Source organism: Oxynema mangrovii CENA135 (assembly GCF_016632315.1).
Taxonomy (GTDB): Bacteria; Cyanobacteriota; Cyanobacteriia; order Cyanobacteriales; family Laspinemataceae; genus Oxynema; species Oxynema aestuarii.
In genome coordinates this window covers 3,315,688-3,329,146 of sequence record NZ_JAEOXH010000001.1, presented here as the reverse complement: position 1 = coordinate 3,329,146, position 13,459 = coordinate 3,315,688, and the positions used below count along the sequence as shown (strand labels likewise).

Genomic DNA, 13,459 nt, shown 5'->3' with positions numbered 1-13,459 from the left:
GAGAGACTCCCGAGACCCTACTCCCGACTCCCCACTCCCTCCACATTAACGATCGCCGGACGCGGTGTAGCAATGTGATATCCTTGCACGTAGTTGACGCCAATCGCTTCGAGTTTTTCGAGAATATTGGGATTTTCGACGAGCTGGGCGATCGTTTGAATTCCCATCACTTGTCCCAAGCGGACGATCGCCTCGACAATGGAAAAACTGAGGGGATCGGAAATATTTTTAATAAAATTGCCGTCAATTTTAAGATAGTCGATCGGTAAATATTTAAGATAACTGAGCGAAGAAATACTACTGCCAAAATTATCGATCGCGAAGTGACAGCCGATCTGCTTGAGAAACCGAGTCAGGGCGATCGTTTGAGCCATGTGCGTTAAGGTCGTCGTTTCCGTCAACTCGAAACAGATAGAATGGGGGGCGATCGGGTAGCGGCGGAACATCTCTTGCAGAAAGCCGATAAAATCGTCGTCATCGACACTCGCAGAAGATACATTAATCGAATAAAGCGGCATTTCTCCCGCCGAACCTCGGGCGATCCGGCTTTGTGGGTCGGCCAAAAAAGCAAACAAAGTGCGAATGACCCAGCGATCGACCTCGGGCATTAAATTGTAACGTTCCGCCGCCGGAATGAATGCCATCGGGGGAATCGATCGATCGCGTTCGTCCACCATCCGCAAGAGAATTTCGTAATAGGGCTGTCGCGTATTTTCCGTGGGAATGAACGGGACAATTTCCTGCACGTAAAGGCGAAAGCGATCGCCGTCGATGGCATCGACAATCCGTGAAAACCACTGGGTTTCGTTGCCTTCATCGCGATTGGACGTTTCTCCAAACTGATAAAGATGGACCCGATTGCGTCCTTGGTTTTTAGCTGTATAACAGGCAGCATCTGCTGCTTTTAACACCGACGAAGCGCGATCGCTGCGATCGTCGATCGTCACCACCCCAATACTCACACCGATACTAAAAATTTTGTCGTGCCATGCAAAGCGAAAATGTTCGATCGTCTTGCGTAAGTCGTCGGCAATTTCCAGGGCGCGTTTGACGCAACAATCGTAGAGTAACAAGCCGAACTCGTCGCCCCCCAAGCGCGCCAGGGTATCGGTTTTGCGAACCCGGGTTTCTAATAATCCAGTGACTTGACGCAGCAGTTCGTCCCCGGCGAGGTGACCGCAAGTATCGTTGACAATTTTGAAGCGATCGAGATCTAGGTAGCATAATGCGTGCTGGTGACCTTCTCGTTTCGCCCGTTCGATCGCCCGTTCCAAACGAGAGTTAAACTCGGTACGGTTGACCAATCCGGTCAGAGGATCGTGACTGGCTTGCCAAGAAAGTTGACGGGCCCGGGTGCGCTGTTCCGTGGCGTCGTGAAACACCAACACCGCCCCGACAATGGCGCCATCACGATCGCGGATGGGGGCGGCAGAATCGCCGATCGGATATTCCCGACCCTGGAGATCGACGAGGATCGCTTGTTGGGAAAGGGTGACAATTTCGCCCTGACGCAAGGCGAGATCGGCGGGATTGGCTAGAGGTTGACGGGTGGTTTCGTCGATAATTTGAAACACGCGATCGACGTATTGCCTTTGAGCCTCCTCGTTCGACCATCCGGTAAGCATTTCCGCCACGGGATTGAGCAACTGCACTTTACCCGAGGCGTCGGTGACCAAGACCGCATCGCCGATCGATCGCAGGGTCACTTGAGCGAGTTCTTTTTCGCGATCGAGGTCTTGTTGGAGTTGTTCGATCTCGGTAATGTCGATACACGAGCCGATATAGCCGACAAATTCGCCATTTTCGTGAAATCGCGGCACTCCGGTATCGAGAACCCAGCGATACTCGCCGTCCGATCGCCGTACCCGGTATTTGCGCCGGAAGCGATCGCGCTGGGCGTAAGCCCCGTGGTAAAGTTGCCAAAACCGTTCCCGGTCTTCCGGATGGACGATCGCCTCCCAACCGTTCTCTAAGGCTTCGGCGAGGCTCAGTCCGGTAAAGTCGAGCCACGGTTGGTTAAAAAAGGTATAGACTCCTTCCGGGTCGCTCAACCACAGAAAAACCGGGGCCGTATCCGCCATCGAACGAAAGCGCGTTTCGCTTTCTTGTAAGGAGGCGATCAATTCGATTTTTTCTTGTTCCGATCGCTTCCGTTCGGTGATGTCGGTTTGCGATCCGGCCATCCGATAAGGGGTGCCGTTTTCGGTTTGCAAGACCAAACCGCGTACCAGCATCCACAGATAGCGACCGTGGCGATCGCGAATCCGATATTCGCATTGTAAATCTTCCGTTTCCCCACTTAAATGATCCGCAATCGCTGCTTTTAAGGCGGGCAAATCGTCGGGGTGGACGCGATCGAACCACTGGGCGATCGCATCGTCCAATTCGTCCTCGCCGTAACCTAACATCGATTTCCAACGCGGCGAAAAATAGACCGTTTGCGCCTCTAAATTCCAATCCCAAATGCCATCGTTGGCGCCGCGAACCGCTAACGCATAACGTTCTTCACTGTGGCGGAGGCGATCGAGCAGTTGGGTGCGTTCCAAGCAAAAGCGGATCGATCGCACCAGCAAGACCGGGGTGATCTCTCCTTTAATTAAATAGTCCTGCGCCCCCGCCCGAACCGCTTGCAAGGCCATATCTTCGTCTTTGAGTCCCGTCAGAACCACCAGGGGCAATTGGGGCGCGGCAGCGTGGGTATCTTTGACCGTTTCCAATCCTTGGCGATCGGGTAACGATAAATCTAACAAGACGATATCAAAATGTTCGCGACTCAATCGATCGAGGGCGTCCTGAAGAATTCGCACGTGGACGAGTTCAAAGGAAATTTCACTCGAACACAGCAAAAACTCCTCCAGCAGGTCGGCGTCCGCCATGCTATCTTCCACTAACAGAATTTTAAGGGCCTCGTCGGTCATTGGTAATTGCGATCCGATCGGATCGGCGCGAACAGACTATCAACAACAGGATGAAATGGCATGGATAAAGGTAATTTTAAAGTTAACCGGGACATTTGGAAATTACAGATCGCTTCAATAAAAATTCTCTCAAGTTTGACGGTCTATTGCACTTTGTCGGTCTTGCTCCTCGTGAAGGGGCGATCGCCTGTCTCTATTCTTAAAAAAATGACGATCGCCTCGGATTTCTACTGGCTTTCAAGGGGGGGAAACAAGTTTTGCGATCTCCTTTTTGAGCAAGACCGAACCCGCAAAGACTGGCCTCCCATTGCCGACGGGTATCGATTGAAGGAGATGACCGACAGGCGAACGCGATAACAGGTGAAATACGGCGATCGATACCCTCTCGTTTTGCCCGATCCGCAGGGGAAAGATCGGCAGACTGGCTGACACCGATGCAAAATTAGAGCAATCCGGCGATAAATCTAGTATATTCTCATGCTTCCTTGCCTGAGTTACTTTTCCTCTATCCGACCCCGAACACTCCGTCGTACTCACGCGTAACAACGACCGCTCGTGTCGTTTGATTGACTCGCACGCCGGGCGTCTCCTCCGCGTTTAATAGGGTGACTTCTTTAGTTTTAACAAGTTCTCGATTGAAGGGAAATTGCGATCTGCGCGAAATTTACACCCCGAATTCCCCCCCGGTTCGATCGCCGAAATCGTCGAGATCGCGGCGATCCTTCTCAGGAGGATTGCCAACGAGAGCGAGATCGATCGAGGGTTAAAATAATCTGTCGCCGCGATCGCGATCGATCCAGAAGGACGGGCGAACACGGCAAGTTTTTAATCGACGTTTATTTAAAATAAGAAAGGGAATGATTATATAGCAATCCTCAATGATTGAGGATTGCTATATAGCATTTTCCTCGGCTAGGCAAGACATTTAGATCCCCCTAAATCCCCCTCGCCACGTAGGGGTTTGGTTACCAAACCCCTACGTTCCTCGTTCCCCCCGAAATCCCCCCTTCGCCCCCCTTTCAAAGGGGGGCGAAGGGGGGATAGGGCGATCGGCACTGCACCTCATCAGACGCCCGAGTGCTGTATATAAAATCCCAACTTCAAGCGAGATCGGCCAAAGCTTATCCCCTTAGCAGGTAAGCAGTTCGCCATTGAGATCCCCATTGAGATGGGGAAGCAATTGCAGCCTGCGGGGAATGGGAACACCCCATAGAAATGCTCGATCGCTTCAGGGTTGACGATCGCGCGAAAGTCTAGAAAATAGCAGGAGCGATCGCCCGGATTTCGATCCTTATCTTGCCGCAAATTTTGACCCTTATTTCTTGAGTTGGACTGCGTCTAAGCGCACGGGCAGTTCGATTGTAAATGTCGTTCCCCGTCCCGGTTCGCTATCGCAGTAAATGCGCCCGCCGTGACCTTTAACCACGGCTTGGTAACACAAAGACAGTCCCAGACCCGTTCCCTTGCCGACGGGTTTGGTCGTAAAAAATGGATCGAAGATCTGCTTTTGAATGTCGGGGTCGATTCCCGGTCCATTATCGCCAATTGAAATCGCGATCGTCTCGCGATCGAGCTGTCGAGAACTGAGCGTTAATTGACCGGGTGTTTTTTGAGTTTCGATCGCGTCGATCGCGTTCGCCAATAAGTTGAAAAAGACTTGATTGAGTTGACCGGGAAAGCCGTAAATTTTTGGTAAAGCGGCTAACTCTTTGTGAATGGCGATCGCCGGAGTCAAACGATGTTGGAGCATGGTTAACGTCGTTTCCAAGCCTTCGTTAACGTCGGTCAACTTATATTCGGCCTCGTCGAGATGGGCAAAATTACGCAGAGTGAGAATAATCGAACGAATGCGATCGCTCCCCTGACTCATAGAGCCGAGAATGTTGGAGAAGTCCTCGCGGATATAATCGAGGTCGAGTTCGCTGTCGATGGCGGCGATCGCCTCCGGGGCATCAATGAGGGTGGCGTAACGTTGCAATCCCCGTTCGAGAGTTTGGGCGTAATCGCGCGCGTGGGGGACGTTGGCGTGAATGAAGTTATTGGCGTTATTGATTTCGTGGGCGATTCCGGCGACCATCTGCCCCAAACTGGAGAGTTTTTCGCTTTGGAGGAGTTGTTGTTGGGTCGTTTGCAGTTCCTCTAAAGTCGCTTGCAGTTGTTCGGTTTGGGTCTGGTAGCGGTTCGCACTTTCGCGCACTTGGGCGTACAGTTCGGCTTGTCCGATCGCGATCGCGAGACGATCGCCGAGTTGTTGGAGCAAGTCGATTTCGTGGTCTTGCCATCGGCGCGGATTGTCGCATTGGTGGGCGATTAACAAGCCCCACAAGCGATCGGCGATCGCGATCGGTACGATCGCGTTAGCTTTAACATTGATTTGGGCTAAAAAGTTGACGTGACAGGGGTCTAACCCGGCGGTGTGGATGTCGTCGATCGCCCGAACCCGACCATTTTTATACCGTTCTCCATATTCCGCTTTAAAACAATTGTCGCCGATCTCCTGTCCGAAAATGGACGGCCAAGGAACGGCGAGATCTTCGACGACGATTTCCCCCTGCCAGTCTTCTGTAAATTGGTAAATAACGACGCGATCGGTCGCGAGCAGTTCTCTAACCCCGCGCACGGCAGTTTTTAAAATGGTTTGGAGGTCGAGGGTGCTGCGAATTTGGTCGGTGACCAGACGCAGTAAGGATTCCCGTTCGGCGGCGGCGCGGGTGGCGCTGTAGAGGCGCGCTTGGTTGATGGCGATCGCCAGTTGGGAGGCGACCCCTTCTAAGAGTTGACATTCCCACTCGGTCCATTCCCGATAGCGATCGCATTGATGAATCCCGAGAATGCCGTTGACTTCTCCTTGATAGCGCGTGGCGATCGCCAGCATCGACTTGATCCCGAGACCTTCGACAATTGCGGCGACTTGCGCACTCATACCGGGAAATTGGTCGAAGCGGGTAACGGCGATCGGTTCGTTTTGCCGCATCAATTGTTGTAAGTGCGGGTTATCGTCGATCGGCACTTTCAATCCCTGTTGGCTGGGATAGTCGTCTTGTTTGTATTCGCCGCGCGTGATCAAGACGCTTTCGTGTTCGGCTTCGTTGACTAAAATACTGACCCGGGAGCAGTCGAAGGTGGAAGCGAGCAAGGTGCAGGCGGTTTGCAAGACGCGATCGAAATCTAAGGTGCTACGCACGGCATTGTTGATTTCGTTGAGCAGTTCTCCCAAGCGCACCTGTTGTTCTAATTGACGAATTCTCGCTTCGCAGGTGTTCTCGACCGGATCGCGGGGTGCGGCGATCGGCTCGGGTCTCGGGGTCGCGGACGCTTCAGGGGCATCGACAAAGGGTAACGTGCAGTAGGGAGGATAGACTTTGACCAACATAAGCGTGTCACTTGAAATAGGGGGATAGGGAAATGGGGAAAGATGCAGCCGTCTTTTTGTCGTTTTGTTTAGAATGGTAACAAAAATTTATAATATTTTTATATTCCTTAAAGCAGAGATGAAAACCGGGTTAACTCTGACTGGAGAGAGGGATCGAGACTGAGGAGGGCGAGCGAGGGGGGAAACGGGCGAAATTGGAACGGGAGGGGGACGGGGAGGACCCGTTAGGGAGCGATCTCCGGAAATCGTCGATTTTCCAATTGCTTTTTCAGCTAAAAATTCAAACAGGTAAAATAGCAATTTTGAATCCTGATGTGGTGGTTAAGTTTATCGATCGGCAATTCGCGATTGCACTGGGGTTTGTGGTGCGAGAATTCCCTGGAAATTACCTGGAATAGTGGTTATTTAGGGGACGATCGCGTTGACGAAGTGATTCGGGGGTGGCGAGAGGGGAAATTGTGGCCGTCCGGGGGGGAAGTCGAACCGCACGATCTCGATGGGATTCCAGAGTTGGCGATCGCCTCGGTCGTTCCCGAACAACTGGGGCGCTGGCAAGTTTATCCGCATTCGCGCACCCTCGGTATAGCCGATCTGCCCTTGCAAAACCTCTATCCCGGGTTAGGGATCGATCGCGCTTTAGCCCTTTTGGGGGCGGGGACTCGCTATGGTTGGCCCGTGTTGACCGTCGATAGTGGAACGGCGCTGACGTTGAGCGGCGCCGACGGCGATCGCGCCTTCGTCGGGGGGGCGATCCTGCCCGGCTTGGGCTTGCAGTTTCGCACCCTCGCACGCCAAACGGCGGCGCTGCCGGAGATCGCGGTTCCGAAGACCTTGCCGCCACGTTGGGCGACGAATACGGCGGACGCGATTCGCAGTGGGATTGTTTATACGTTGACGGCGGGAATTTGTGAGTTCGTGCGCGATTGGCGCTGCCAGTTTCCCGAGAGTGCGATCGTGCTGACGGGAGGAAATAGTGAGGAGGTGGCGGCGTATTTGCGGGCGATCGCCCCGGACATTGGCGAACGGGCGATCGCCGATCCGGATTTGATTTTCTGGGGGATGGGCGAGGTTTATCGAGCCGGGAAAGTCTGAGCCATTAGCGCTCTTCCACGGTTTCGACGCTATGGCGGATCCGTTGGGCGAGTAAGTCCGGGAGTCGTTCGGGTAAGTTGTCGCCGCCGTCGGCGATCGCGTGTAATTCGGCGTGGGGAACGAGACTGGCGTAGGTTTTGCACAGTGCGATCGCCTCCGGGCGATCGTCGTCGCCGTGGAGGAGGGTGAGGGGAATTTTCAGCCAACTGAGGCGGTCTTGGAGTAGTTCCGCTTGAATTTCCGCTTCGCGACGGTAAAAGAGTAATTGGGAGGCGGCGAAGGGGTCTTGCAACTGTTGCAAGTGGCGGCGCCAGCGACTGACCCGGCGATCGCCGCGCAGCAGTTTGGCGAGGGGGAAGAGGGTTTCTAAGAGGCGATCGGCCAATCGGAGCAGTTTGAGACGCGATCGCGCGCGACTCCAGCGATTGCGCAAGCTTTCGACTTCGACGCCTTCCGGAGAGAGTAGCAGCAAGCCGCAGGCGCGATCGGGGTATTTTAAGGCGTAGGTCGCCGCCACCCACGCCCCCAAGGAGTGACCGACGAGGAACACCCGAGGTTCGTTGAGGGCTTCGAGGAATTCTTCGATCGCCTCGGCTTCGAGGGTAATGGAATAGTGGATATCCGGGCGTTCCGATTCGCCAATCCCCAATAAGTCGAGGGCGAAACAGTGATAGCGATCGCCGAGGCGTTCTAAAATCGGCACCCACTGGCTGCTATCGTGCCAGGATCCGTGTAAAAAAAGCAGGGTCGGGCCTTCCTGACCGACTTCGCGCCAGAACAGTTGGCCTTGAGAAAGTTTGATGCGAGCATTTCTGACAGGTAGAGACATCCGATTGTCTGGCACGATCGACGGGTTAGACGGACAGTAAAGGTGATTTAGGCGACTCGGGTGGTTCCGTTGAGGTAGTCGAGCAGTTGTTGCTCGTGGTCGTGGGAGAGGTCTCCCAAGGGGAGGTCGGTCAGCTCAAATGCCCTGACATCCATAATTTCTAGCGTATCGTGAATTTGCATCTTTCCTCGCACGTCGGCAGCGATCGCCACGCAGATCGAGTGAATGCGCGGGTCGCGATCGGGAGAGGAATAGATCCCGACCAATCGCGTCGTCTCGACCAATTCTAACCCCGTTTCTTCGGCTAATTCGCGCCGGAGGGCGGTGGGAATGTCTTCGCCCCAATCCACCATCCCCCCGGGGAGGGCCCACTTGCCATTATCCCGGCGGCGCACCAACACGATCGTGCCGTCGGGTAATCGGGGAATGATGCTGGTTCCGAGGACGGGATGGCGGAAAATGATGCCCAGCACGGTTTGTACGAACTGCCACAAGCGACGCATAAAGATAGGGAGGGTGATCTCGTAGGTGACGGTCGGCGCGGGTTGAATGGCGATTCTGCTTTGCAGACGCCGCGCGAACGGCGCGATCGCCTCCACCAATCTACACGAAACCCGCACCCCTCTTTTTTACAGCATCGTTTGGGCCAAACCCCGATAGGTCACCTAAAGTCTCGCAAATATCAAGGGCTATATTGAAGTGAGGCGATCGCCATTTTTGTTAAACGTGCGATCTCACAATAGTCCGAACAGTTCGATCGCGTGGGTGGCGGGTTTGACTTTGCGGTAAATTTTTTCGAGAGTTCCGTCAGGGGCGATCGCGAAGGTCTGACGCTAGACGCCGACGAACTCCCGTCCCATAAATTTTTTCGGGCCGTAACTGCCGTAGAGAGTGGCGACTTTGCCCTCGGGATCGCACAGTAACGGAAAGGGAAGTTGGTGTTTTTGGGTAAATTTAGCTACTAGGCGGGAAGCCCCGCGCTCCCCCGAAGGGGAGCGTCGGGATGAGAGCCGCGCTTGCTGAGTGGGGTACTCTCCGAGAAGCCGCTTCGCGTCTACGATGCCCCCGAAGCAAGCAATAGTCTACGCAACGCAACCAGTATTTATCAGATTACTGGGTTCATGCTAAAATAGCGGTATGTTGAAAGCAATCAAGGTCAGAATTTACCCTACCGACGAGCAGTCTGTCACACTAGCCAAGCATTTTGGCTGTACAAGATGGCTGTGGAATCATTGCCTGTCTGTGATGACGGAAACGTACAAGACGACAGGCAAGGGAATTTCTGCCTTGACTATGAAGAAACAGATTCCTACGCTAAAAGCAGAGTATGAATGGCTGAAAGAGTGCTATTCACAATGCTTACAACAGTCGGTACTTAATCTGTCTCAAGGGTTTCAGAACTTCTTTGAGGGTAGAGCAAAATATCCCAATTTCAAATCAAAGCATCGTCGCCAGTCTGTTCAGTTTCCCCAAAACGTCAAAGTGATTTCTGAGTCGGCAATCAAGTTTCCTGGCTTGCTGGGAACGGTTGCAGCAAAGATTCACAGACCGATTGAAGGACAACTAAAAACAGTTACAGTGTCGAAGATGCCAGACGGAAAATACTTTGCATCGTTGTTGGTGGAAGATGGCACAGAAAAGCCCGATTCTTCCAGTGATGGTAAGGCGATTGGGATTGATTTGGGATTGACTGACTTTGCTATTACATCCGATGGTTCAAAGTTTGCCAATCCTCGCCATCTCAAAAAGCATGAACGGAACCTGAAGCGTAAGCAGCGTAAGTTGTCTAGAAAAAAGAAAGGCAGTCAGAACCGAAACAAAGCACGAATCAAAGTTGCTAAAGTTCACGCCAAAATTGCCAACACGCGAGCGGATTTTCTCCACAAGCTATCCCGCAAGATAGTCAACGAAAACCAAGTGATTGTGGTGGAAGACCTAGCTGTTAAAAACATGGTCAAGAATCACAACCTAGCCAAAGCGATAAGCGATGTCGGCTGGGGGCAATTCTGTACCCTGCTCAAATACAAGGCAGAGTTTGAAGGGAAGGTATATCTGGAGGTTGGGCGATTCTTCCCAAGCTCACACCTTTGCTCAAACACCCTGTTGCCGCTAGAAAAGATGGATCTCTCGATTCGCTCATTTGTGTGCCCTCATTGCTCAGAGAGGCACGACAGGGACATCAATGCAGCAATCAATATCAGAAATGAAGGCTTGCGGATATTGGACTCAGGAAGTGGGTCTACTGCTCTCGGAGGGAATGTAAGACCAAAGGGAGGCAGGCGAAAGTCTACCCTCCTAGAGGCGGTTCCCGGTGAAGAGAGAAGCCCGCGCTCTATTGCGTAGCAATGAGCGTCGGGTACTTCACTATGGGATTTGCGATCGTCCGTACTGATTCCGAGGACGACGATCTCCCGGTCTTGAAATTGGGGGTAGAGGTCGCGAAAACCGCAGGCTTCTTTCGTGCAACCGGGGGTATTGTCGCGCGGATAGAAGTAGAGAATCACGCGCCGTCCGCGAAAATCGGCGAGGCTAACAAGATTACCTTCGCCGTCGCATAAACTGAAGTCGGGAGCGCGATCGCCTATTTGGAGAGTCATCGGTAGTCGTTTGAAAATTGAGAGTTTGACATTTCCCTGCCTAAAGGCGAGGGGATTGTTCGTCCATAAACCCAGGATCTTTGGTAAAGCCTGTAGTGCGGGCAAGATCGGCGCCGAGAACTTGTTACGAACTTGAGGATCGCGATCTCCGACAACATTTTAGCGGATCGAGGGTCGGTGGAGGGCGCGGAGAGGATCTGAAAATGGGAAAATGGGTATGATGAATGTTGGAGTCTATCCGTCGGATTCGAGGTCTCGGTAAAGTCGAGCTGAAATTTCGACAGATCTGCTGTGTTGACGGCTGTGGTGGCTTCGATGCAGACCTGTAAGGATCTTCGGTACAAACCGTCAGTCGTCTGAGAATGCGCGCGCACGATCGCCCTCGGGAACGGCGATCGCCCCGTCCTCAAAAATTCGAGAAGTTCTGATTTTCGTCAATGTTGCAGTAGTCAAGGTGCAATAATGGCAAACGATCCACATCAACCGGGAGAGAATGACGGAATGGTCGGGGAGATCAAGTCCCGTATTGCCACACTGAAAAACGCATTAAACCAGGGAGAAGCGGGGATAGCGCTGGTCGTCGAAGCGTTAAACGACAAATCCGAACGAGTGCAACGGGTGGCCTATCGGTTGCTGCAAACGCGAGAAGAACCGGAAGCCAAGCAAGCGCTACGGCAGTACAATCCCTATCGTGCTTTTAAATGCCTGCGAACTCTCGGCGGACATTCCAGCCGGATTTATAGCGTGGCGATCGCCCCGGATGGCAAAACCCTCGCCAGTGGCAGCAACGACAATACCATCACTCTGTGGAATCTTAACTCGGGTTCGCCGCGATCGCTGCTCGGCGGACATAAAGATTGGATCGATGCCGTCGCCTTCTCTCCGGACGGTAAATGGTTGGCGAGTGCCAGTGGCGACCAAACCATTAAAATTTGGAATGCCGCCACGACCCAAGAAGTCCGTACCCTGGAAGGACATAATCGTTGGGTCACCTCCGTCGCCTTTTCTCCCGACAGTCAACTCCTCGCCAGTGGGAGTAAAGACAACACGATCGCGATTTGGAACGTCGAAACCGGGGAAGCCTTAAAAACCTTAGAAGGACATCACGATTGGGTTTACTCCGTCGCCTTTTCTCCCGACGGCAAACGCCTCGCCAGTGGCGGCGACATCACCGTCAAACTTTGGGAGGTCGAGACGGGAGAGGAGATCGCGACCTTCTGCGGACATCACGATTGGGTGTATTGCGTCGCCTTCAGTCCCAATGGCAAATTTATCGCCAGCAGCAGCGAAGATAAAACGATCGCCGTGTGGGAAGTGGCTACGGGCCAGCGTTGTTTGAACCTCCAGGGACATCGCGAAGCGGTCAACGCGATCGCCTTTACCCCAGATGGCAAAACCCTCGTCAGTGGGGGCGCCGATGAAATCGTCAATATCTGGACCCTCGCCACGGGCAAAATTCGGCAAACCTTGCGCGGACATACCGATTGGGTCAACTCCCTGGCAATTACCCCCGACGGCCATTTTATCGTCAGTGGCAGCAGCGATCGCAGTATCAAGATTTGGAACCTGGAAACCGGGGAAGAATGCCAAAATTTAGGCCGAGATTCCGAATGGGTCAACTCGGTGATTTTCAGTCCCGACGGTCAAGTGATTGCCGGAGGGGGCGAATTTGAAGAACGCAAACGCTGGAATCTCCATAGTGGCGAAGAACTGCGATCGCTCACCGGACAGTCTAGCTGGGTCGAGGCGATCGCGATCGGTCCGGACGGACAACTCCTCGCCAGTGGCAGCGAAGACGGACTGATCAAACTGTGGAACCTCTATCAAGGGGAACTCAAACTCGTCCTGCGCGGACATACCGATGGCGTGTGGTCCGTCGCTTTCTGCCCCGACGCCCCCCTCCTCGCCAGCGCCAGTGGCGACGAAACCATTATCCTCTGGAATCTCAACACCGGGGAAGCCATCCGAACCCTCACCGGACATTCCTACCGCGTCGATGAGGTCCTGTTCAGTCCCACCGCCCCTTTGCTGGTCAGTTGTAGCGCCGACGAAACGATCAAAGTGTGGGATCGCGATCGTGGAACCGTCACGCGCACCTTAGAAGGACATCGCGAAGCCGTCATGTGTTTGGCCCTCTCCCCCGACGGCAACACCCTCGCCAGTGGCAGCGAAGACGGCAAAATCAAACTCTGGAAACTCCACACCGGAGAAGAACTCACCACCCTCGACGCCCACGAAGCCCCGGTAATGTCCCTCGCCATCAGCGCCGACGGGCGCCTCCTCGCCAGTGGTAGCGAAGATGCCACGGTCAAACTGTGGAACCTTCACAACGGCAAACTGCTGGTCAGTCTCGACAAACACGCCGATGCAGTGAATACCGTCGCCTTCAGCCCCTACGCCTATCACCTCGCCTCGGGTAGTTCCGACAAAACCATCCAATTGTGGAATCTCTACACCGGGAAAGTCCTGCGAACCTTAACCGGACATTCCAACTGGGTCAACGCCGTGGCGTTCAGTCCGCGAACTTCCCAAATTATCGCCAGTGGGAGTGCCGATGGAACCTTAAAAGTGTGGGGCAGGAAATAGGCACCGATCCCGATTCCCCACTCCCTCGGCGCCATCTAAACTCTAAACTCTCAACACTCAACAC

General features: G+C 53.6%; 8 protein-coding genes and 1 pseudogene. 3 read left to right on the top strand and 6 right to left on the bottom strand.

What is annotated here, in order from left to right; all coding sequences use genetic code 11:
- Positions 1–17 precede the first annotated feature (17 nt).
- Together JJD41_RS12995 and JJD41_RS12990 are read right to left on the bottom strand one after the other, a co-directional pair.
- Entirely contained in the window at positions 18–2,918 is a 2,901-nt protein-coding gene (locus JJD41_RS12995; protein ID WP_200666521.1) for a GGDEF domain-containing response regulator, read from the bottom strand.
- Between the two features lie 1,315 nt (positions 2,919–4,233).
- The gene (locus tag JJD41_RS12990; RefSeq protein ID WP_200666519.1) at positions 4,234–6,291 is read right to left on the bottom strand and encodes a GAF domain-containing sensor histidine kinase; all 2,058 of its coding nucleotides are present in this window, start codon (positions 6,289–6,291) and stop codon (positions 4,234–4,236) included.
- A gap of 312 nt (positions 6,292–6,603) precedes the next feature.
- Here JJD41_RS12990 and JJD41_RS12985 point away from each other — a divergent pair, with 312 nt between their 5' ends.
- Complete coding sequence (locus tag JJD41_RS12985; RefSeq protein ID WP_200666517.1) at positions 6,604–7,383, top strand: pantothenate kinase; 780 nt, start codon at positions 6,604–6,606, stop codon at positions 7,381–7,383.
- 4 nt (positions 7,384–7,387) lie between these two features.
- Here JJD41_RS12985 and JJD41_RS12980 read toward each other — a convergent pair whose 3' ends face one another.
- From JJD41_RS12980 to JJD41_RS25725, 3 genes are all read right to left on the bottom strand, one after another.
- Positions 7,388–8,212 carry an alpha/beta fold hydrolase gene (locus tag JJD41_RS12980; protein ID WP_200666515.1) on the bottom strand — a complete coding sequence of 275 codons (825 nt, stop codon included), beginning with the start codon at positions 8,210–8,212 and terminating at the stop codon, positions 7,388–7,390.
- Between the two features lie 47 nt (positions 8,213–8,259).
- Positions 8,260–8,715, bottom strand: coding sequence for an NUDIX domain-containing protein (locus tag JJD41_RS12975; protein ID WP_200667309.1), 456 nt, complete (start codon positions 8,713–8,715; stop codon positions 8,260–8,262).
- A 330-nt stretch (positions 8,716–9,045) separates the two neighbouring features.
- A complete protein-coding gene (locus tag JJD41_RS25725; RefSeq protein ID WP_370583834.1) occupies positions 9,046–9,132 on the bottom strand; it encodes a hypothetical protein in 87 nt (28 codons plus the stop codon).
- A 217-nt stretch (positions 9,133–9,349) separates the two neighbouring features.
- On the opposite strand from JJD41_RS25725, the gene tnpB reads away from it, so the two are divergent.
- Positions 9,350–10,555 carry an IS200/IS605 family element RNA-guided endonuclease TnpB gene (tnpB, locus tag JJD41_RS24800; protein ID WP_200667420.1) on the top strand — a complete coding sequence of 402 codons (1,206 nt, stop codon included), beginning with the start codon at positions 9,350–9,352 and terminating at the stop codon, positions 10,553–10,555.
- An 11-nt stretch (positions 10,556–10,566) separates the two neighbouring features.
- Here the strand turns inward: tnpB and JJD41_RS24795 are convergent.
- A pseudogene (locus JJD41_RS24795) lies at positions 10,567–10,809 on the bottom strand (peroxiredoxin); the annotation flags it as partial.
- 462 nt (positions 10,810–11,271) lie between these two features.
- On the opposite strand from JJD41_RS24795, the gene JJD41_RS12960 reads away from it, so the two are divergent.
- Entirely contained in the window at positions 11,272–13,395 is a 2,124-nt protein-coding gene (locus tag JJD41_RS12960; protein ID WP_200666510.1) for a WD40 repeat domain-containing protein, read from the top strand.
- Positions 13,396–13,459: the final 64 nt, after the last annotated feature.